Raw genomic sequence first — 21,412 nt, 5'->3', positions numbered from 1 at the left:
GCTGGGTGGTGCCTCAGACTGCTTCGCGACGTCCTCGGGGGGCGCTGCCGCGCACGGCGAGGAAGCCCACGAGGATCAGGATGACGCCGAGGATGAGGAAGGTCAGCGGGAGCGTGCTGTGCACGAGCGCGAGCTTCGACCCCTTGTCGCCGGCGTCCTCCGCGTTGGCCTTCACGGTCGCGTCGTCGTACTTGATCGTGCCCTTCTGCAGGGTGACGATGTCCGCGCCGTCCTTCTGGAAGCGGGTGTTGAGCACTTCCTCACCCTTGACGACGATGCCGGTGTTGGGCTCGACCCAGATGGTGCGGGTGTTCTCGTAGACGCGGTCGACCGTGACGTTGCCGGTGGCCTTGGGGTCACCCGCCAGCGAGGCCGGGATGTCCTGCTGGGTGTATGGCGTGGCCGGGATGACCATGCGGTAGACGTAGACGTCGGTGCCGAAGAGGTTCTCGGTGCGGACGAACTTGGCGTCGACCGGCTTCAGCAGGGTGTTGTCCCACCACTGGTAGGTCTGCTTCTGCGCGTTGAAGGGCATCTTGAAGATGAGTCCCTTGTAGGCGGTCGCGGTCCGGTCGGCGGGGTCCTCGGTGGCGGAGTTGTACGTGTCGCAGCACTGGACGGCCTGACCGGTGGTGCGGTCCATGGCGACCCGCTGCAGACCAGCGGAGAGCACCACGCCGTTCTGGTCGGTCGAGCGCACGAAGCTGTCCCAGACGGCGACGTTGCCACCCTGCTTCGTCTGGGCGGCCTGGTCGGCCTTGACGAAGCGGGTCGAGGTGAGGGTCAGGCCGGTCTTGGTCTCCAGGTCGGCGACGTAGAACGCCTCCATGTTCTGACCCTGGGAGACGGACTTGGAGTACTGGTCCAGCGGCACCTTCGCCAGCGCCGGGTAGGCGTAGACCTTGAGCATCAGTGCCGAGACGAGGAGAAAAGCTCCAAGCCCCAACCCGATGAGACCAGCGACCTTGCGCATCCAGAAACCTTTCGTTGCGGTCCGACGGCGACCGCGCGGCAGCTGCTGGCGCGGCTGGACCCCGGCGGCCAGCTGACTGATGACTATCCTGCGGGCATGGCCGAAGCCGACCCGACTGGCGGGACTCTACCAGCGAGTAGGGCGGCGACGAGCGCACCTTGGACGAACCCGCCGAGCGTGTCCCCTGACCTGCAACGACTCGGCCCGCTGGACGGTCTGAGGGCCGTCGCAGCGGGTCTGGTGGTGCTCACCCACGTCGGTTTCCTGACTGGCGCAGTGTCCTTCGGGGTGGTGGGTCGCCTCCTCGGCCGCGGTGACCTGGGGGTCTCGATCTTCTTCGCCCTGTCGGGCTTCCTCCTGTATGCCGCGATGGGCCGCGAGTGGGCCAGGTCGGGCCGGGTGGACCTGCCGGGCTACTACGCCCGCCGGGCGGTCCGGGTGCTGCCGGCCTTCTGGGTGGGCCTGCTGGTCGTCGGCGTCGCGGTGCGCCCGCCCGTGCGGGTGTGGCTGGCCAACGCGTCCCTCACCCAGATCTACCTCCCCGACGCGCTGCTCGACGGCTACACGCAGACCTGGAGCCTGGCGACGGAGGTCTCGTTCTACCTCGTCCTCCCCTTCGTCTTCCTCGCCCTGCGACGTCGCACCGCACGCCCGTCGGTCGTCCTGCGCGTCCTCGCGGCCAGCTGGGTGCTCGGGCTCGCCGCAGCCGTCGTGTCCGGGCTGGTGCAGATCGGGGGCGACAGCCTCGCAGGGCGCTGGCTGCCCGCGCACTGGCCGGAGTTCGCGCTCGGGATGGCGTTGTCCGTGGTGCGCGACGCCCCTGCGCTGCGGGCGCACCGCGTGCTGCGCGACCTGGCCGCCTACCCGGGCACCTGCCTGGCGCTGGCCGGCGGCGCGTACCTGCTCGCCACCACCACCGTCGCCGGGCCACTCACCCTGGGCCCGGTCGCCGGCATCCAGCTCGCGGGCAAGGGGGTGCTGGGCTCGGTCGTGACGGCGGGTCTCATGGTTCCGCTGCTGTTCGGCGGCGGGAGCGACGCGTTCAGCCGCGCCCTGGGGTTGGCGCCGGCGCGCTACCTCGGGCGGATCTCCTACGGCGTGTTCCTGTGGCACCTGCCGGTGTTCGAGGCGATCTACGCCGTGACGGGGATCAACTACTTCACCGGTGGCGCGCTCGCCCTCCTGGCTGTGGGTGTGCCGGTCACCCTGGGGCTGGCCGCGCTCAGCGAGCGTCTGGTCGAGCGTCCGCTGATGGACCGGGTGCACGCCAGGACCCGCTGACGACCAGGGCCAGGGCCGCGACGCACAGCAGCCGGAGGGTGCCCTCGACGCCCGCCCCGCCCAGCCGCCCCGGGGCCCACCAGGCCTGGACGACCGCGGCGACCGTGACCAGCCCGACCACCAGACCGCCGACCAGCAGGGGCCGCAGCCGGCGCGGTCCGCGCGGAAGGGGTCCGATGGTCAGCAGCACGCAGGGCCCGGCGATGACAGCGCCCCACCAGCCGGCGAGCAGGAAGCCCACGAGCAGCGCGACGACCGGCCCGGCCCACGCCCGGACCAGCGTGGCCGCCGACCTTCGCGCCGACCCCCGCGGCGCAGACGGCCCCGCGGAAACCGCCGCTGGATCGGCACCGGCTCGACGCCTCGAGGGCGTGAGGGCGCTGGCGCCGACGAGCAGCACCAGCACGAGGCCCAGCAGCAGTCCCCAGCGGTAGGGGCCGTCCGGACCGAAGGTCACCGCCACCGTCCCGCCGGCGCTCTCCGGCACCACGAACCCCTGCTTCCAGCCGTCCACGGTGACGGGGTCGAGCCGTCGACCGTCGAGGGTCGCGCGCCAGCCCGGGTTGGCGTTCTGGGGCAGGGTGAGGAGCCCGGCCGCACCCGGACCCACCTCGGCCGCCACCTGACCCACCGCCGTGGCACCCACCCGGACCGACCGCGCCGGGGTCGCCGTCGGCGGGGCCTGGTCGGTGCGCGTCAGGACCAGCCGGTCGGGGACGAACCCACCCCACGGCGCCACCACGACCCGCCCCTCGGGTGCACTCATCCGCACCGGCGCGCAGGCCTCGTAGTCGAGCTCGCCGACCCCGAAGGCGGCCGCGCGTGGACCGCTGACCCGCGTCGGCACGGACACGCCCTCGACCAGCAGCTGGGGGCCGGTGCCGCACTCCGCCGCAACCTGCTTCGGGGCGGGCGTGGGCTGCACGCCGTCGATGACCAGCTCGCTGACCTGCATGCCCGCGGCGGGCTTGGCGTCGCGCTCGGCATCCTGTCGCGTGGCGGCGAGCAGGAGCCGTATCCGGAGGTTGCGGCCCGTGGCCGGGCGGATGGCGAAGCTGCCGTCCTGGCCCACCTCGGCCAGCTGCACGGTGCCGTCGACGGTGACCTGGGCGGTCACGTCGCGCCCGGTCAGCCACTCGCCGCGGGTCTGCAGCCGGAGGTGCGAGACCGTCGCGGTCCGGGCGAGCTCCACCGACAGGGTGGGCGTGGCGTCCGCCGGGTCGGGCGCCCAGGCGGTCGCCGGGTCGCCGTCGAGCACGGCACCGGGACGAGCCTGCGGAGCCCGTGACAGCCGGCTGCTCGCGGTCACGGTGCCGGGCGCACCGAGGTCGAGCACCGCGTCGAGTCCCGGACCGGGGACGGCACCCAGGCTCCCGCGCACGGCATACGCGACGCCGTCGGTGACCGGGACGGTGCGGTCGAGCCCCGCCGCGTCCTCGGGAGCACGCTGCTCGCCGCCGCAGACGAACTCGTCGCGGACCTCGACGCAGCCGTCGGTGCCGCGGAACTGCTCCGACAGCACGAAGGCCCCGGCGGGCGCCGGACCCGGGTGGGCCACGACGACGCTCTCCCTGGCCACGAGCCCCGGCACCCGCACCTCCGTGAGGCCGGTGACCAGCGCGTCGGCGCCCCGGTCGGTCCCGAGGATGTCGATCCGCAGTCGCGTCGTGCTGCCCGAGGGCAGCCCGGTCACCACCTGCGACCGACCGGTGGCGGCCAGTGTGACGTCGGTGTCACCTGAGTCGGTGGTCACCTTCAGTCGCGTGGGTATGCCGAGGAAGTCACCGAAGCGGGCCCTGTCGGCGAGCGCCGAGACCTCGAGACCGTCGACCGACCGCGGCCGGTCGAACGTCATCGTCAGCGAGGGCCGCCCGTCGGCGGCGACCACCCAGGCGGTGGTCGCGAGACCGTCGACGGCGGAGAACGGCCGGTCGGCCGGGTCGAGCCCACCGGGACCGGCGTCGGTGGCCAGCGACCCGGACGCCTCGAGGTCCCGAAGCCCCGTCCACGCCACGGTGGTGCGCAGTCGCGGGTCGCTCCACGGCAGGTAGTCGTGGGCCCCGGACCGGTGGTCGGCCGGCAGGGTCTGGCTGACGTCCCTGCCCCGGGTCGCGCCGAACGCGCGATCGCGAGCCCGCAGGCTGTCGGTGATCACCCGGCGTCCACCGACCGAGGCGTCGTGCGCGACCCGAGCCGCCACCGCGCTGGAGTCGGCGTCGCCGTCGAAGACCACCGGCCCGTCGATGCCCGCGTCGCGCAGGTCGGGCAGGCTCTCGCTCGCCCCGGAGACCGACAGCACCTCCGACAGCGGGGTGAGCTCCGCGGCAGGCGCGGACGAGCCCTCGATCGCGTAGATCTCCACGGGCCGGAGGCGCTGGCCGGTGCCGTCGACGTAGGTGTTGCCGAAGGCCGCCACCTGGGTCAGCGCGGGTGTCCGGGCGATGGCCGAGCGCGCCACCGACACCGGCACCCCGCCGGTCGAGGAGGTGTCGAGGTCGTTGCGGAGCACCACGTGGCGCACCCCGGCCGAGCGGAGCACGTCGACGACGCCACCGAGGTCACGTCCGGTCTGCAGCCGGGTCTCGACCGAGTCGAGCAGTCGCACCGTGTTGGCGGGCGTCAGCGGTACGGCATCGCGGACCGCGGTGTCGGTCGAGGTCTGGGTGCGCAGGACGAGGTCGAGCGGCCGGCCCCAGGTGTACTCGTCGAAGTTGGACGCCGGGACGACGAGCGCGGTCCCCCCACCGGGTTGGCGCTCGAGCCACCGGCCGGCCTGGCGCCACTCCTGCGGCACCGCGACGAAGGAGCCACGGGAGGCCAGCTGGCCCGCGAGGCCGGGCAGCACCGGGCTCAGCGCGGCGACGCAGGCGGTCAGCGCGGCGAGGACGACCACGGGCCGAGCGGCCCGAGCGGGCACGCGGGGCACCCGACGGTCGCGCTGGGCCAGCCGGCCGACGACGTGGGCCAAGGCGGTCGCCAGCGGCAACCGGAGCAACGGGTCGGCCTTGTGCACGTTGCGCAACGGCGCGAGTGGGCCGTCGAGCAGGTCCTGGACGAACGGTCGCAGCGGGCTGTCCAGGGGGCCACTGTGCGGCAGCGCCAGGACGAGCACCCCCACCAGTGCCAGACCGACCAGGAAGTCGCGGTGCGGCAACCCGTGCAAGGTCAGGCCGCCGAGACCGATCGCGGCGGCCAGAGCGGTCCCGATCACCAGCCCCGGCGAGGCGACGAGGTCGTACCCGGCGCTCCACCAGGGCCCGGCCTGCGTGACCAGGTGGCCGAGCCAGTGGGAGGTCCCGCGCAGGTCGTCGAGCAGGCTGATGGTGCGGGTCACCGCGTCGGAGGACTCGATCCAGTCGAGGAACGGCGGCGAGTAGCGCCCCAGGACCACGAGCGGCACGGCCCACCACGCCGACGCCGCGGCCACCGACCCGGCCCACCACCAGGTCAGCGGTGTGCGCCACCACGCTCGTCGCGTGACCAACCACAGGCCGGCCGGGACGACCGCGAACGCCGTCGCCGTCGCGTTGACCCCGCCGCAGCAGAGCACGGCGAGCGCCGACAGCGCGGCCGCCCGACGCTGGCCGAGTCGGCCCTGGCCGGCGAGCACCAGGGGCAGGAGGATCGCGGGCGCGAGCAGTGCAGGAGCCGACTCCGACGAGATCGGCCCCAGCGTGCTGACGACCCGGGGCGACAGGGCGAACGCGACGGCGGCGACCTGTCGGGTGACCGGGTCGGCGACCCGCCAGGCAGCCAGGAGGCCCCGCATCGCGAGGAAGCCCGCGGTCAGCAGGGCCGCCCACCAGAGCCGCTGCACCACCCACGGGGCCGCGACCAGCTGGCCCACGGCCGCGAACGGGCCCATGGGGAAGAGGTAGCCGTAGCCCTGGTTCTGCAGCACGCCGAAGGTCGTGCTCGGGTCCCACAGGTGCAGCGCGCGGGACATCAGTCCCCACGGGTCGAGGGCGAGGTCGATCTTGGTGTCGGCCACCACCTTGCCGGGCTGCTGGGCGAAGGCGACGGTCCAGAGCACCAACAGGCAGGTGAGGGTGCGGGCCCGGTCCACCAGCGAGGGCACCGTCCGGTCCGGGGCCGCCCGGACACCGGCGGGTCGGCGACCTGCGGACAGGGGGGAAGCGGTCACCGGCGCCGCAGCACCATCATGAGGTTCCAGGTCGCGACCTCGCGCAGCACCGGCACCTCGACGACCGCGCGCGCCCAGTCGGGGTGGTAGCGCGGCGAGAGCTCCTCGACGACGAGGTCGTCCTGCGACCGGGCCCACCGGACCCCGTCGCCGACCCTGGCCGCGAACATGGACGTCCCGAACCGGTTCTTGGGCGGGCGGCCGTTGACCCGCTCGTAGCGCCGCGCGGCATACTCCCCGCCGAAGACGTGCCACGGCGAGGTCTCGTGGCCTCCCCAGGGCGACGCCCACGCGGTGTAGGAGATGAACACCAGCCCACCCGGGCGCACGACGCGCACCATCTCGCGGGCCACCACCCCGGGCCTCGGGACGTGCTCCATGACGTTGCTCGACAGGACGACGTCGACGCTCGCGTCGGCGAACGGCAGCCGCTCCCCCACGCCCACCACGTCGGGGGCCGCGGCGCCGGCGAGGTCGCCGACTGCGACGTCCAGGCCCACGTAGCGCGCCCCGGCACCGGCGAAGGCGGCCGCGAACTGCCGGGGACCGGCGCCCACGTCGAGGACGGCCGCCCCCGCGAGGTCGGTGTGCCCGGACAGCAGCGCGACCGTGTCGTCGGCGAGGTCGCCGTAGAAACGATCGGGGTCGGTCTGCTCCACGAGGAAGGACCGGAAGAGGCGGAGCGACCGACCAACGGTGCGATACCGTCGCGTCGGTCGCTGATCCACCCGTGCATGCTAGCCAGCCGGACCGCATGGTCCGTTCGGGCGTGCCCACACCACCAAGGATTTCTGAGTGCGCAAGCCGTTGTCCGTCCTGCTGCTCAACTGGCGGGACATGAACCACCCTGAGGCCGGCGGCTCCGAGAAGTACCTGAGCGAGGTCGCGACCGGGCTGGCCGGGCTCGGTCACCGCGTCACCGTCCGCACCGCCGCCTACCCGGGAGCGCTGCCGCGCGAGACCGTCGACGGCGTGCGGTACCTGCGCCGGGGCGGGCGCTACGGCGTCTACCTGCGCTCCCTGGCCGCCCTCGCCCTGGGCCGGCACCGGGCCGACGTGGTCGTCGACGTGCAGAACGGCGTGCCCTTCCTCAGCCCCCTCGTCCGGTCCGGCAGCCCGGTCGTCAACCTCGTCCACCACGTGCACCGCGAGCAGTGGGGTGTGGTGTTCGGGCCGACCGTCGCGCGGGCCGGGTGGTTCCTCGAGTCGAAGGTGGCGCCCCGCGTCTACGGCCACAGCCGTTACGTCGCGGTGTCGGAGTCGACCCGCGACGAGCTGGGCGGGCTCGGCGTGGAGCCGTCGCGGGTGACGGTGATCCACAACGGCACCGACGCCGTCGCGGACGAGCACGTGAGCCGGGCCGACCACCCGGTCGTGGTGGTCCTCGGCCGGCTCGTCCCGCAGAAGCGCGTGGAGATCGCCATGCAGGCCGTGCGTGAGCTCGCCGTCGACCGACCGGACCTCGAGCTGTGGGTGGTCGGCTCCGGCTACTGGGACACCGAGCTGCACCGCGTCGCCGACGAGCTCGGCATCCGGGACCGCACCACCTTCACCGGCCACGTCTCGGAGGCGGAGAAGCACCGGCTCCTCGCCGAGGCCTGGGTGCTGGCCCTGCCCAGCCTCAAGGAGGGCTGGGGCCTGGTGGTCGTGGAGGCCGGGGTGCACGGGACGCCCACCGTGGCGTTCGCCGACGTCGGCGGCCTCAACGACTCGGTCCGCGACGGCGAGACCGGGGTGCTCGTCCACGGCGGACAGCGCGAGTTCACCGCCGCGCTGGGTGCGCTGCTCGACGACGCCGCGGCCAGGAGCGCGATGAGTGAGCGCGTCGTGCAGTGGGTGACGAGGTTCCGCTGGTCGGAGACCGTCAGCCGGTGGGAGTCACTGCTGTATGCCGCGGCGGCACGAGAGCTCGATGCCCCGAGCGAGCACGACCAGGTCGGGGACAGCGAAACGGACCACTGACCGAGGTCAGCAGCCCGCCAGCGAAGAAGGTGCGGTCAGTTGCCGTCGTAGTTGACGACCGGCGAGTTGTTCGCCGCGACGGACGGGGTCAGCGCCGCGGTGCCGCCGAAGATGGCCAGCAGGGCCAGCACGGCACCGGTCACGAGGGCGGCGATGCCGCTGACAGCATTGGTCATGGGCGGAACCCTACCAGCGAGTTCGGTTCGCTCAGCCATTTCTGCGCAGGACCCGCCGGGTCGCCAGGACCAGCCACGCGGCGAGTGTTGCGAGCGTCACACCCCAGCCCGTGGCCGAGCCGGCCCGACCACCCTGACCGGCCGCTCCCGTGGTCGCCCCGGTCGTCGCGCCGGACGACCCGGCCACCTCGACGACCTGCAGGTGCGCCGTGTCCGCGAGGACGCGGCCGGCACCGGCTGGCAGGTCCGGGGTCGGGAGCCCGGTGTCCTTCTCCACGACGACGTAGCGAACGCCCTGCGCCACCAGCGCATCCCACGCGTCGGCGCCGCCGTCGACCGCGGCGGTGACGGCCGCGGACCGTGGGCTCTCCCCCGCGATCCGGCCCGAGCTGAGCTGCAACGAGTCGTCGTAGAGCACCCGCTGGTCGATCATCCGCGGCACCAGGCTCAGGCTCACCCGGGCGTCGTTCCAGCCATAGCGGCGGTACTGCCGCCAGGGCAGGAGGCCGACGTCTCCCGCTGGGGCACTGGACAGCTCGGCCGCGACATCGCGCAGGTCCGCGGGCACCGTGACCGCCTCGACCCGGTTCCGCTCACCCCAGGCCAGGGTGGGCAGCACCAGTGGTGCCACGACGGCCAGGCCGATGGCCGGGACGAGCGCGGCGGCTCGGTGGCGGACCAGCCCGTCGACGAGGAGGCCCACGCCGGCCGCCCCGAGGACGACCCAGAGCGCGACGACCTTCTGGCTGTCCCGTAGCAGCGCGCCGCCCGGGACCTCGGCCAGCCGCGACCAGGCGTCGGCCGACCACGGGGTGCCGCTGGCGACGGCCAGCAGCAGGCCCAGCAACGCCACCACGACGAGGACGGGGACGCCGGTGCCCACGCACCGGCCGGCGTCGTCGGCCGGTCCGGGCCGCTCCCGGTCCCGGGCTCGCCGGGCCTGCCGGGCCACGGCCACGACACCCGCCGTGGTCAGCATGGCAGCAGCCACGGCGAGCGCGGCGACCCGGCGTTCGGCTGGGTAGGACGCGGGGTTCCAGAAGCCGCCGCCCCCGGCCAGCGAGACCACCAGTCCCATCGGGCCGTCGGAGCGGGCCGCGAAGACCGTGAAGCCGGCGGGGTCCGAGACCAGGCCACCCCACAGGGCGGGCACCGCCCAGGCTCCCGCGCCCCCGGCGACGACCGCGAGCCAGGCGAGGACCGCGCGCCACACCGGCTGCGGGAGGAGGAGCAGCACCAGGACCGGTGGACCGACCAGCACGAGGGAGTTCGCGCCGCCGACGGACGCGAGCACCGCCCACCCGCACAGAGCTGTCACCGTGCCGTGCCCGGCTCGGACGCGAAGTGCGGCGCGCACCGCCCAGGGCAGCACGGCATACCCGAGCAGGACGGTCCACTGACCGATCACCAGGCGTTCGGCCACGAACGGGTTCCACACGGCCGCCACCGCGGCGGTGCAGGCCGCGAGGCGGCCGGCGGTCGGACGCAGCACCCGGACCAGGCCGCTGGCACCGAGGCCGGCCAGCACGAGCACTCCCCCGAGGACGAGCTTCTGCGCCACGCCCGGCGTGACCAGCAGCCCGAGCAGCCAGGCCGCCGCGTCGCTCGGGACGGCGCGCGGAGCCGGGGTGTCGACGCCGGTGGCGAAGGGCGTGAGCCGCGCATCGGGAGACCAGGCGAGGTCGTACGTGAGGACGACGCCGGGACGCAGCGCCGGCCCGAGCACCACGGCAGCCGTGACGACGGTGACGACCACCGGCCCGAGAGCCGCGCGCCACCCTGGTCTCGCAGGCGCCTGGCCCGTCGTCATCCGCACCCCGTCCTCCGGTCGCGCAGAACCTACCAGCGGCACCGTGGGGCCGCCGTGGCGATTCGGGACAACTGCACCCAACGGATACCGTGCGTGCCATGGAAACGCAGTCGACCCGCCCGGGCTCACGGGTTGCTGCGCTCGACGGCCTGCGCGGCATCACGATCATCCTGGTGCTGCTGACGCACTCCTGGATCATCTATCCCAAGGAGACCATCGAGGCGATCCCCGTGGTGCGGGGGCTCTTCCACGGCGGCTCCGTCACCGTCTTCTTCGTGGTCGGTGGCTTCATCGTCACGCACAACCTGCTGCGCGAGCGCGAGCGCGGTGTGCTCGACCCGTTCCGGTTCTACCTGCGGCGCATCGTCCGCATCGGCGTGCAGCTCGTGCCGATGGCCGCCGCGGTCCTCCTCATGAACCGGCTCGACCCCACCGACGCGACCTCGGACGGGACCACCCAGCGCTCGCTGGTGAGCGTGCTGACGTACACGTGGAACACCTACCTCGTCGACCACGCGCTGGAGGCGCGCGCAGACCTCGGCCACCTCTGGTACCTCAGCGTCCAGCAGCAGGTCTACCTCGTCCTGCCCCTAGCGGTCATCCTGCTCGCCGGGTTCCGGCGGGTCTTCGCGGTCGGGCTGGGGGTGGCTGCCGTCCTGGTTGTCGTGAACCGCTACGTCGTGCTCCACGACGGGGGCACCTGGCCCGCGTCCTTGCTCGTCACGACCCGCGCCGACGGGCTGCTGCTCGGCGCGCTCATCGCGGTGCTGCTGCCGGGGCTCGGGCTCCTCGCGCGGCGCGACCGCTGGCTCGTCCCCGGGTGCCTGGCCGTCCTCGGCGGGCTCGTGCTGCTCTCCCCCGAGCTCCCACAGGACCAGTACCTGCGCGAGTGGGGCCTGGCTTTCACGCTCGTGTCGGCGCTGCTCGTCGCGACGCTGGTGCAGGGCATGGACGGCCACTCCTCCGTGCCACCGCGAACGACGGCTCGTGGCTTTCTCGAGCACCCGGCTCTGCAGTGGCTCGGCAACGCGTCGCTGGCCATCTACGTCTGGCACTACCCCCTCTTCTGGGCGGTGTCACGGCACACCCAGGACTGGTCACCGGGGTCGCGGACCGTCCTTGCCGTCGCCCTCCTCGCCGTCGTCGTGTATGCCACCCAGCGGTTCATCGAAGAGCCCACCCGCCGCTGGCTGAGCAGGTCGACGTTGTTCCGCAGCCCGCCCAGGCCAACCGGTTCCGAGGAGCCGCGAGGGGCACGGCACGCGTCGTGACCCGGCCGTGCGGGACCGGGATCCGGACAGCTCCCGTGTCGTCCTCGCAGGGTGGCTTCCAGCGCGTGGCCGGTGGGATACCGTGACCGGCGTGTCAGGATCACACCGCCAGGTCGAGGCGCGGAACGGGACCTTCGACGGGTTGCGTGGGCTCGCGATCCTGGTCGTCGTCCTCTCGCACGCGTGGGTGGTCTACCCCTTCACCAACCTGTCCGACATCGCACCGTTCGACGGATGGTTCAAGGCCGGGAGCATCGGGGTCTCGATGTTCCTCGTGCTGAGCGGCTTCCTCGTCACGCGCAGCATGCTCGGCGGGCTGGCCCGGGCCGGACAGCGCGGACCGTTCACGACACTGGTGCGCCGGTTCATCAGGATCAGCGCGCAGGTCTACCTGCTGGTCGCCGTCATCCTCATCGTGGCGCAGGTCGACGACACCGACACCGCCACCTCGTCGGCCACGACCAACTCCGCGCGGGCGATCATGACCTACACGTGGAACTGGTACGTGCGGGACAACGCACTCGACGCCAGAGGCGACCTCGGCCACCTCTGGTACCTCAGTGTGGAGATGCAGTTCTTCGTGGTGCTCGCCGTGGTGCTCGCCCTCTGGGGTCGGCACCGGCTGAAGATCGCTGCCGGCGTGGCCATCCTGCTGGTTGCCGCCACGTGGTGGCGGTGGCACGTCTACCAGACCGAGGGCTGGTACAGCGCGTCGCTGCGCACCTCGACCCGGGTCGACGCCGCGCTCTGGGGAGTGCTGGCGGCGCTGCTGTGGGATCGGCTCGACATGGTCAGGCGGGACGCAACGGCCATCATCGGCGCGTCGGCCCTGGTCATCATCGGCGTCATCTTCAGCGCCTCCCGGCTCGGGATCGATGCCTACTTCGGGTGGCAGGGCATCGCCATCGCCGCGGCCACCACGCTCTTCGTCGTGGCAGCCTCGGCCGACCAGGTCCGGGACAACCCGGCAGTGCGGCTCTTCAACCTCAAACCGTTGCGGGTCCTGGGCGGCTCGTCGCTCACCCTCTACGTGTGGCACCTGCCGCTGTTCTACGCCATCACCCGCCACACCCCGTCCTGGGACGCCTCGGCGCGGGCCATCCTGGCGGTGGTCCTGCTCGCGGCGATCACGGTGGTGCTGCACCGCGGGGTCGACGAGCCGCTGAAGCGGTGGACCGCCCGCATCGGGCGCCCCCGGCCCGCGGTCACGACCGACGCCTGACACCCGCCTCGTGGGTGGCTGCCGCTCGGGCGGCGCCGGCGACTCAGCCCTTGCGGCGCAGCTTGTTGACGCGCTCGAGCACGCCACTCACCCGCTCGTCCGAGATGCCGAGCTTGCGCTTGGCGCGGTCGTAGAGGTCGACGGCGCCGCGGTCCACGGCGATCGCGGCCCGCTTGATGCCGGCCTCGTCGGGGCGGGCCCGGTAGTTGGTGGACTTGCGGACCGCGTTCTCCTCCTCGGTGAAGTAGTAGAGCGCCATCGAGCGGCGGGCCACGTCCTCCGGGCAGGTGAGGGCGTCCGGGTGACCGTGGAAGCTGTCCTCGCTCGTGGTGAAGATGAGCATCCGGTTGCCGGCGGGCTGGACCTTCGCCTGGGCCGCGGTCATCTCCTTGTCCCAGAGCTCGAGCTCGCCGCCCCACTCCTCGCGCCACTCCTCGTTGAGGTAGAGCAGGATGTTGACCCGCCGGCTCCACTGCTCGTTGACGTGGTGGGTCGTGAAGTCGGCGTGGATGTTGAGGTGCCCGCCGCGGAGCGTCTGGTGCAGGCCGCCGCCGTCCATGCTCCAGTCGGGCAGCAGGTCGCTGATGCCGGTCAGCTCCTCGAGGAAACCGACGAACTCGGGCGACACGAACTCCTTGGCGACCTCGGTCAGCGTCGGCCCCCAGGTGTCGGGCTGGGTGTTGCCGTACTTCGTCTCGTTGACGTGCAGGTAGCCCTTCCAGAACGGGTCCCGCATGGCCGGGAACTCCTGCGCGGCACGGGTGAAGGCGTCCGCGAAGAGCACGTCGTCGAGCACGATGTGGGGGAACGGCTGGGCGGAGCGGTACTGCTCCGCGAGCTCGGGCAAGCGGGCCTGCAGCGTGCCGAGGTCGACGAGGGCGGCGGTCATGGCGCGGAGTATGCCAGAACGTCCTGCCGCCTCATTACCAACGGGTAAGATTCCCCGAGCCCATCGAAGTGCGAGGCGAGTCGGGACTCCACGGGGCAGCACGAGAGGGATGACAGTGACGTCAGAAGGCGTGGGCTCGGCCGAGCCGGCCGCAGTCCGGATCGGTGTCCTGGTGGTCGCCTACAACGCGGCCACCACCCTCCGCCAGACCCTGGACCGCATCCCGTCCGACTTCCGCGACCAGCTCGACCACGTGCTGGTCTGCGACGACGCGAGCGTCGACGAGACCTACGAGATCGGCCTCGAGTACAAGTCCGGCTCGACCCTCCCCCTGACCGTGATCAAGCACGTCGAGAACCTGCGCTACGGCGGCAACCAGAAGTTCGGGTACCGCTGGGCGATCGAGGAAGGGCTCGACATCGTCGTGCTGCTGCACGGTGACGGCCAGTACGCCCCGGAAGTCATGGAGCAGATCGTCTCGCCGCTGATGACCGGCGAGGCCGACGTCGTGATGGGCTCGCGGATGATGAAGCGTGGTTCGGCCCTCAAGGGCGGTATGCCGCTCTACAAGTACGTGGGCAACCGCATCCTCACGCGCTTCCAGAACGCCGTGACGGGCGCCTCCCTCACCGAGTGGCACAGCGGCTACCGCGCCTACCGCACCGACGCGCTGCGCGACGTGCCCTTCGCCGACTACTCCAACGACTTCGACTTCGACACCGAGATCATCCTGGGCATGCTCGCCGCCCGGAAGCGGATCGTCGAGGTGCCGATCCCCACCTACTACGGCGACGAGATCTGCTACGTCAACGGGATGTCCTACGCCCGCGACGTCGCCGTCGACGTGCTGCGCCACCGGGCCCACCAGATGGGGTTCGGGGGTTCCACCGGTGGCGGCGGGGTGGACACCGCGGCCTACGAGGTCAAGCACAGCCCGCACTCCTCGCACGGCCAGCTGCTCACCTGGCTGACCGGGATCCCGTCGGCCTCGGTGCTCGACGTGGGTTGCTCCGACGGCCTCTTCGCCGGGCTCGTCCGCTCGATGGGCCACCACGTGGTGGGCGTCGACCTGGTCAAGCACGAAGGCATCGGCCAGCGGATCGACGCGTTCGTCGAGGCCGACCTCAACCAGGGGCTCCCGACGGAGGCCGGCTCCGGCTACGACGTGATCGTGGCCGGTGACGTCCTCGAGCACGTCATCGACCCCGACTCGCTGATGGCCGACATGGTCTCGCGGCTCGGCGACGACGGCACGATCCTCGTGAGCATCCCCAACTTCGGGCACTGGTACCCGCGCCTGCGCACGGCCTCCGGCAACTTCGACTACGACCAACGTGGCCCGCTCGACCGGGGCCACGTGCGGTTCTTCACCCGCCGCAGCTTCGAGCGCCTCATCGCGGGCGCGGGCCTGCGGATCGTGGAGCGCCGGACCGTGGGCTCGCCGCTCGACGTGCTCGAGCGAGGGGGCAACCCCGTCATCGGCCGGGTCGCCCGGGCTGCCTCGGCCGTCGACCGGGCCGCCGTGCGGGTCTGGCCGACGCTTTTCGGCTACCAGTTCCTCTACAAGCTGGAGCGCGTTTGAGCTCCGCCCCTCGGTCACGACGAGTCGTGGTCGCCTCCACCGCAGGACTGGTCCTCGGTGGCATCCCGTTCTTCCTCGTGCTGCTCAACTTCCGCACGGACGCCCTGCGCACCGCCGTCGCCCAACGGTTCGCCTCCAACTTCTTCGACCTGCAGGCCACCGCCTTCCTCCATGGACGGCTGGCGGTCCCCAACGGGTCGTTGGGCATCGAGGGCTTCATCATCGACGGCAAGACCTACATGTACTTCCCGCCCTTCCCGGCCCTGCTGCGCATCCCCGTGCAGCTGCTCACCCACGACCTCGACGGCCGCCTCACCCTGCCGTCGATGGTGCTCGCCTGGGTGGTGCTCGCAGTCATGACGACGCGGATGGTCTGGCTCGTCAGGGACTGCCTGCGGCCGGCCGAGGCCGTCAGCCGCACCGACGGGGTCGTCGCGGCCATCCTGTTGGCCGCAGCCACCGGAGGGACCGTCCTCACGTTCGACGCCGCGCTGCCGTGGGTCTACCACGAGGTCTACCTCTGGGCATCGGCCCTCGCCGTGGGCTGCGCCTACTGGCTGTTGCGGGTCGCCCTCGACCCCTCGCGCTCGGCGATCCTGTGGCTCGGCGGCTTCACGCTGGCGACGGCCCTGACGCGCACGCCGGGTGGGTGGGCGATGAGCGGGGCGGCGATGGCCCTGGCCGGCTGGATGCTCCTCACGGCGCTGCGGCATCGGCGGCCGAACCGCGGTCGACTGGTGTTGCTCAGACCGCTGGCCGTCTTCAGTGCCGGGCTGGTCCCGTTGGGTGCCTCAATCACCTACAACTGGGTGAAGTTCGGCCACCCCTACCTCTTCCCCCTGGAGTCCCAGGTCTGGACGCAGGTGAACGCCCACCGGCGCCAGGCCCTGGCGGCCAACGGCGGCACCATCACCGGGCCACAGTTCTTCGAGACGTCGCTGGTCAACTACTTCCGGCCGGACGGCATCCGGTTCGTGGACTACTTCCCGTGGGTCACGCTGCCCGCGGAGCCGGCCCGCGCCTACGGCGGCGCCTTCCTCGACCAGTCCTACCGCACCGGCAGCGTCACGGCGTTCATGCCGTTGCTGCTCCTGCTCGCGCTGGCCGCGCTCCCCGTGCTGCTCGACCGTCGGGCCGAGGGCCCGGTGGCCGCGCTGCGGTGGCCGGCCCTCGGCACGATCCTCGTCGGTGGCGGCGTGATGGGCTACGGCTACCTCGCGAACCGCTACACCAGCGACTTCGTGCCGGCGCTGGTCGTCGTGGGGACCGTCGGCCTCTGGTCGACCTCCCGCCGGCGCCTCCCGCGCGCCGCGCTGCTCCGCCCGGTCCTCGTGGTCGCGATGGCCACGCTGTGTGCCTTCAGCGTGGTGGCGCAGGTGGCGACCGGGTCCCTCATCGCGGCGCAGACCCACCGCGGCGACGAGCTGACCTCCTACCTGTCGCTGCAGGAACGCGTGAGTGGCGGGCCGGGCTCCTCCTTCGCCAGGCTGGTGTCGCAGTCCGACGAGCTGCCCGGTGCCGGCACGGCAGACGACCTGCACGTGACCGGCGACTGCGAGTCGCTCTACGTCAACACCGGCGACCAGTACGAGCCATGGAACCTCGTCGAGCAGCGGGACATGGTCGTCGACGTCACGCCGGTCTTCGTCCACTACCGCCCCGGCACCCTGCGCCTGCTCGAGCAGGACGGGGTGGAGATGCGTTACGTCTCGCTGGAGTTCGACAAGGACATCCCCCAGGCTCGGCTCGTCGTGGAGGACAAGGACGGCAACTTCTACTCACCGTGGTTCGAGGTCGCGCGTGGCCACCGCATCCGGGTCACGGCCCACGCGGTCACCGAGGTCTTCCAGACCCGGATCCGGGTCGACGACAACCCTGACTACGACCTCTACGTCCCGGTCGGCGAATGGAACACGGACTGGTACAACGACCTGACCCGGCTGACGTTCATGACCGGGCACGATGGCGGCCGCTCCGACCACGTGCGCGTCAGCAACAGCTCGGGTCGCGAGCCCGCCCTGTGTCAACGGCTCCTGCAGGACGCCAAGAGCTCGGCCACCCGCTGAGCCGAGCGGGTGCCTCCCTCGCGGCCCCTGACGGTCAGTGCGCCGCGTCGAACCAGGAGCGTCCGACCCCGACGCTGACGTCGAGCGGCACGTCCATCTCGATGGCCCCGCCCATCTCCTTGCGGACCAGCGCCTCGACGTCGGCTGCCTCACCCGGGGCGATCTCGAGCACCAGCTCGTCGTGCACCTGGAGCAGCTGCCGGGAGCGGGCACCGGACTCGGCCAGCGCCTTCTCGACCCGCAGCATCGCGAGCTTGATGATGTCGGCCGCTGACCCCTGGATCGGCGCGTTGAGAGCCATCCGCTCGGCCATCTCGCGACGCTGTCGGTTGTCGGAGGTGAGGTCGGGCAGGTAGCGCCGCCGCCCCAGCATGGTCTCGGTGTAGCCGGTCCCCCGCGCCTCCGCGACGACCGAGTCGAGGTAGTCCTTGACCCCGCCGAACCGCGCGAAGTACTCGTCCATCAGGCCCTGGGCCTCACCGGTCGAGATGGTCAGCTGCTTCGACAGCCCGAACGCCGACAAGCCGTAGGCCAGGCCGTAGGACATCGCCTTGACCTTGGAGCGCATCGCGGCCGTGACGTCCTCGGGCTCGACCGAGAACACCCGCGACCCGACGAACCGGTGCAGATCCTCTCCCGACCGGAACGCCTCGATCAGGCCCTCGTCGCCGGACAGGTGCGCCATGATCCGCATCTCGATCTGGCTGTAGTCGGCGGACATCAGCGACTCGTAGCCCTCGCCCACGATGAACACCTCGCGGATCCGGCGTCCTTCGTCGGTGCGGATCGGGATGTTCTGGAGGTTGGGGTCGGTCGAGGAGAGCCGGCCGGTCGCCGCGATGGTCTGCTGGTAGGTGGTGTGGATGCGCCCGTCGTCGGCCACGGACTTGAGCAGGCCCTCGACGGTGACCCGCAGCCGGGACGAGTCACGGTGCCGCAGCAGCGCCTCGAGGAACGGGTGCTCGGTCTTGGCGAACAGGTCGTTGAGCGCGTCGGCGTCGGTGGTGTAGCCGGTCTTGGTGCGTCGGGTCTTGGGCAGCCCGAGCGTGTCGAAGAGCACGACCTGGAGCTGCTTGGGCGACCCGAGGTTGATCTGGTCGCCACCGAGCGCGTCGTAGGCGTCCTGCTGGGCCTCGCGCACCTTGGCCGCGAAGTCGGCCTCCAGCCCCGTCATCACGTCGACGTCGGCCGCGATGCCGGTGCGCTCCATGCCTGCCAGCACCTGCTCGAGCGGCAGCTCGAGGTCCTGTTGCAGGGAGGTGCCGCCGGTGGCCTCCAGCTGCTCGGCCAGCGAACCGGCCAGGTCGAGGACCGCACGGGCCCGGACCATCGCGTCCTGCGCGCCGGCGTCGCCCTCGTCGCCGAAGTCGAGCAGGCCCTGGCCCGAGCTGTCGGCTTCGGCCCGCAGCTCACGGCCGAGCTGGCGGAGCACGAGGTCAGCCAGGTCGTAGGACCGCTGGTCGGGGCGCACGAGGTAGGCCGCCAGGGCCGTGTCGGTCGCGATGCCGTGGACGTGCCAGCCACGGGCTGCCAGCGCGAGCAACGGCCCCTTGGCGTCGTGGAGCACCTTGGGACGCTCGGGGTCGGCCAGCCACGCACCGACGGCGGCCTCGCCGGCCGGGTCGAGCGCCGTGAGGTCGAGGTATGCCGCGGCGTCACCGTCGGTGGCCAGCGCCAGGGCGGTGGCGTCGCCGGTCCCCCGGCCCCACTGCCCCACGAGGTGGACGCCCACGGTGGTGCCGGGCGCGGCATACTCCTCCAGCCAGCCGGCCACCTCGTCAGGAGCGAGCACCGTGCCGTCGAGCTCGAAGCCGTGGTCGGCTTCTTCCTGGGGTGCCTCGAGGTACTCGAAGAGCCGGTCGCGCAGCACCCGGAACTCGAGGCTGTCGAACACGGTGTGGACCAGCTCGCGGTCCCAGTTCTGGCGCTCGAGCTCGGGGACCGTCACCGGCAGCGGCAGGTCACGCACGAGCTGGTTGAGCCGCCGGTTGCGCAGCACGTCGTTGAGGTGCTCGCGCAGCGACTCCCCCGCCTTGCCCTTGATCTCGTCGGCGTGGGCCACGACCCCGGTGAGGTCGCCGTACTGGCCGAGCCACTTCGCCGCGGTCTTCGGACCGACCCCCGGCACGCCGGGCAGGTTGTCGGACGTCTCCCCGACGAGGGCTGCGAGGTCGCTGTAGCGCTCCGGGGCGACGAGGTACTTCTCCTCCACCGCGGCCGGGGTCATCCGCCAGACCTCGGACACCCCACGCACGGGGTAGAGCAGCGTGACCCGGTCGGTGACGAGCTGGAAGGCGTCGCGGTCACCGGTGCAGATGACCACGTCCATGTCCTGCGCGGTCGCCTCCGTGACCAGCGTGGCGATCACGTCGTCGGCCTCGTAGCCGTCGACCTCCACCCACCGGATCTTGAGGGCGTCCAGCACCTCGCGCACCAACGGGATCTGGCCGGAGAACTCGCTGGGTGTCGCAGAGCGACCCGCCTTGTAGTCGGCGTACTCGGCCAGGCGGAAGGTCTGCCGGGACACGTCGAACGCGACCGCCACGTGGGTCGGCTGCTCGTCGCGCAGCACGTTGATGAGCATCGACGTGAAGCCGTAGACCGCATTGGTGTGCTGGCCCGTGCTGGTCGAGAAGTTCTCGGCCGGCAGGGCGAAGAAGGCGCGGTAGGCAAGGGAATGACCGTCGAGGAGCAGGAGGCGACTCACGCATGGCAGCCTATTGGTTATGAGTGACACCCCCGCGACCGCCAGCCCCACGAGCGCCGGCCCCACCGACCCCGAGCTCGCCGCCGCCCTCGAGGCGATGCTGGCGATGAACCCGAACTCCCTGCTCCAGCGCATGCAGATCGAGGTGCTCGAGGCCTCGCCCGAGCGTCTCGTCGCCCGGATGCCCGTCGAGGGCAACACCCAGCCCTACGGGTTGCTGCACGGTGGCGCCTCCGTGGTGCTGGCCGAGACCCTGGGGTCGGTCGGCTCCGCGCTGCACGCCGGCCCCGACCGGGTCGCCGTGGGTCTCGACATCAACGCGACCCACCACCGGGCTGCGCGCTCGGGCTTCGTGACCGGCACCGCCACTGCCCTGTCCCTGGGCAACACCCTCACGTGCTACGAGATCGTCATCACCGACGACCAGCACCGGCGCATCTGCACCTGCCGGATCACCTGCCTGCTGCGCGACGCAGCTCCCGGCGCCTAGCAGTCAGCCGGCCAGCCGGCTCTCGGCGCTCGCGGTCGCCCGCGCGCGCAGGGAGCGGCGGCGGTGGAGCAGTGCCTCGATCGAGTGGTGCCGCGGCTCGTCCTGGCCCAGGCGGCGACGCAGCGCGGACACGCTGGTCACCCGGCGCACCATCTGCGAGGAGAAGCCGAGGCGGGCGAAGAAGCGGTTCGCGTCTCGGTGCTGAGCCGGCACGTTGCAGCCGATCTGCTCGCACCCGCGGGAGTCTGCGTAGAGGGTGACGGCACTCATCAGCTGGCGGGCGACCCCGTGCTTGCGCGAGTCGGGCACGACGTAGAGCTGGTCGATGGTGACGCAGGGGGCGTCGGTCAGGGACGAGAACGGGCTGGTGGCGGCGACCGCGAAGCCGACCGGCTGGCCGTCCGCCATGGCGACATAGGCCCGGACGTCCTCGCGGTGCAGCGCGGTCGAGATGCGCCCCTCGGAGGCGGCGCGGGCGACCACCTCTGGGCTGACCCCGGCCTCGACCCGCGAGGTCATCCAGAGCTCGGTGAAGGACCGCTCCTCATCCGCGGAGACGCGCCTGACGCTGATCACGGGACGGCTCACCGGGGTTCCTCCATCATCGTCGGTCTGGACTGCTCACCATTGCAGACGGCTCCCCCGACGGCCGCGGCGCCTCGAAAGGCGACCGACTCAGGACTCTAGGCCCATTCGAGGGCGCTCGTGAAGAGTTCAACAACTTTCCCGTGTTAACTCTTGTCGCAGCCCTTGTTCCACGGCTGTTACATCACGGGTCGGCGCCGATTCGCTGCGTTGCCATCGTTGCACGGCGTCCGCGCGGACTCGCCATCCGGGTC

At 72.0% G+C, this 21,412-nt stretch carries 15 protein-coding genes; 7 read left to right on the top strand and 8 right to left on the bottom strand.

Translation table 11 applies throughout. From position 1 onward, the window contains the following. Nucleotides 1-13: 13 nt before the first annotated feature. On the bottom strand, nt 14-973 hold the full coding sequence (locus ASG95_RS10165) for a DUF3068 domain-containing protein (RefSeq protein ID WP_056921140.1): 960 nt from the start codon (nt 971-973) through the stop codon (nt 14-16). Between the two features lie 177 nt (nt 974-1,150). On the opposite strand from ASG95_RS10165, the gene ASG95_RS10160 reads away from it, so the two are divergent. Continuing rightward, nucleotides 1,151-2,254: an acyltransferase gene (locus tag ASG95_RS10160; protein ID WP_162259393.1), complete on the top strand. Its 1,104-nt coding sequence runs from the start codon at nt 1,151-1,153 to the stop codon at nt 2,252-2,254. Here the strand turns inward: ASG95_RS10160 and ASG95_RS10155 are convergent. Continuing rightward, nucleotides 2,196-6,398, bottom strand: coding sequence for an alpha-(1->3)-arabinofuranosyltransferase family protein (locus ASG95_RS10155; protein WP_162259392.1), 4,203 nt, complete (start codon nt 6,396-6,398; stop codon nt 2,196-2,198). The genes ASG95_RS10160 and ASG95_RS10155 overlap by 59 nt on opposite strands. Next, nucleotides 6,395-7,126 (bottom strand): class I SAM-dependent methyltransferase, encoded by a 732-nt coding sequence (locus tag ASG95_RS10150; protein WP_057377381.1) that lies wholly within the window; start codon nt 7,124-7,126, stop codon nt 6,395-6,397. Before ASG95_RS10150 ends, ASG95_RS10155 begins: the two co-directional genes overlap by 4 nt. 67 nt (nt 7,127-7,193) lie before the next feature. Here ASG95_RS10150 and ASG95_RS10145 point away from each other — a divergent pair, with 67 nt between their 5' ends. After that, nucleotides 7,194-8,360 carry a glycosyltransferase family 4 protein gene (locus ASG95_RS10145; RefSeq protein ID WP_235543724.1) on the top strand — a complete coding sequence of 389 codons (1,167 nt, stop codon included), beginning with the start codon at nt 7,194-7,196 and terminating at the stop codon, nt 8,358-8,360. Nucleotides 8,361-8,395: 35 nt separating this feature from the next. Here the strand turns inward: ASG95_RS10145 and ASG95_RS21300 are convergent, their stop codons facing one another. Both ASG95_RS21300 and ASG95_RS10140 read right to left on the bottom strand, forming a co-directional pair. Beyond that, the gene (locus tag ASG95_RS21300) at nt 8,396-8,536 is read right to left on the bottom strand and encodes a hypothetical protein (RefSeq protein WP_157581938.1); all 141 of its coding nucleotides are present in this window, start codon (nt 8,534-8,536) and stop codon (nt 8,396-8,398) included. A 31-nt stretch (nt 8,537-8,567) separates the two neighbouring features. Further along, on the bottom strand, nt 8,568-10,346 hold the full coding sequence (locus ASG95_RS10140) for a hypothetical protein (protein WP_157581935.1): 1,779 nt from the start codon (nt 10,344-10,346) through the stop codon (nt 8,568-8,570). A gap of 98 nt (nt 10,347-10,444) precedes the next feature. Here ASG95_RS10140 and ASG95_RS10135 point away from each other — a divergent pair, with 98 nt between their 5' ends. After that, nucleotides 10,445-11,617 carry an acyltransferase gene (locus ASG95_RS10135; protein WP_057377379.1) on the top strand — a complete coding sequence of 391 codons (1,173 nt, stop codon included), beginning with the start codon at nt 10,445-10,447 and terminating at the stop codon, nt 11,615-11,617. Between the two features lie 91 nt (nt 11,618-11,708). Then, nucleotides 11,709-12,839, top strand: a complete 1,131-nt coding sequence (locus ASG95_RS10130; protein ID WP_162259391.1) for an acyltransferase — start codon at nt 11,709-11,711, stop codon at nt 12,837-12,839. Between the two features lie 43 nt (nt 12,840-12,882). On the opposite strand, the gene ASG95_RS10125 is transcribed toward ASG95_RS10130, so the two are convergent. After that, complete coding sequence (locus tag ASG95_RS10125) at nt 12,883-13,728, bottom strand: 2OG-Fe(II) oxygenase (protein WP_056921147.1); 846 nt, start codon at nt 13,726-13,728, stop codon at nt 12,883-12,885. 109 nt (nt 13,729-13,837) lie between these two features. Between ASG95_RS10125 and ASG95_RS10120 the strand changes: the two genes are divergently transcribed. Then, on the top strand, nt 13,838-15,310 hold the full coding sequence (locus tag ASG95_RS10120) for a bifunctional glycosyltransferase/class I SAM-dependent methyltransferase (RefSeq protein WP_057377377.1): 1,473 nt from the start codon (nt 13,838-13,840) through the stop codon (nt 15,308-15,310). A gap of 26 nt (nt 15,311-15,336) precedes the next feature. Then, a complete protein-coding gene (locus ASG95_RS10115; RefSeq protein WP_057377376.1) occupies nt 15,337-17,376 on the top strand; it encodes a hypothetical protein in 2,040 nt (679 codons plus the stop codon). Between the two features lie 34 nt (nt 17,377-17,410). Here the strand turns inward: ASG95_RS10115 and polA are convergent, their stop codons facing one another. Continuing rightward, complete coding sequence (gene polA / locus ASG95_RS10110; protein ID WP_057377375.1) at nt 17,411-20,083, bottom strand: DNA polymerase I; 2,673 nt, start codon at nt 20,081-20,083, stop codon at nt 17,411-17,413. A gap of 97 nt (nt 20,084-20,180) precedes the next feature. On the opposite strand from polA, the gene ASG95_RS10105 reads away from it, so the two are divergent. Continuing rightward, nucleotides 20,181-20,573 carry a PaaI family thioesterase gene (locus tag ASG95_RS10105; protein ID WP_235544178.1) on the top strand — a complete coding sequence of 131 codons (393 nt, stop codon included), beginning with the start codon at nt 20,181-20,183 and terminating at the stop codon, nt 20,571-20,573. Between the two features lie 3 nt (nt 20,574-20,576). On the opposite strand, the gene ASG95_RS10100 is transcribed toward ASG95_RS10105, so the two are convergent. Next, complete coding sequence (locus ASG95_RS10100) at nt 20,577-21,161, bottom strand: GNAT family N-acetyltransferase (protein ID WP_157581932.1); 585 nt, start codon at nt 21,159-21,161, stop codon at nt 20,577-20,579. Between the last annotated feature and the right edge of the window lie 251 nt (nt 21,162-21,412).

The sequence above is a fragment of the Phycicoccus sp. Soil803 genome (assembly GCF_001429685.1).
GTDB lineage: Bacteria > Actinomycetota > Actinomycetes > Actinomycetales > Dermatophilaceae > Pedococcus.
This window is presented reverse-complemented; position numbering and strand designations above follow the sequence as displayed.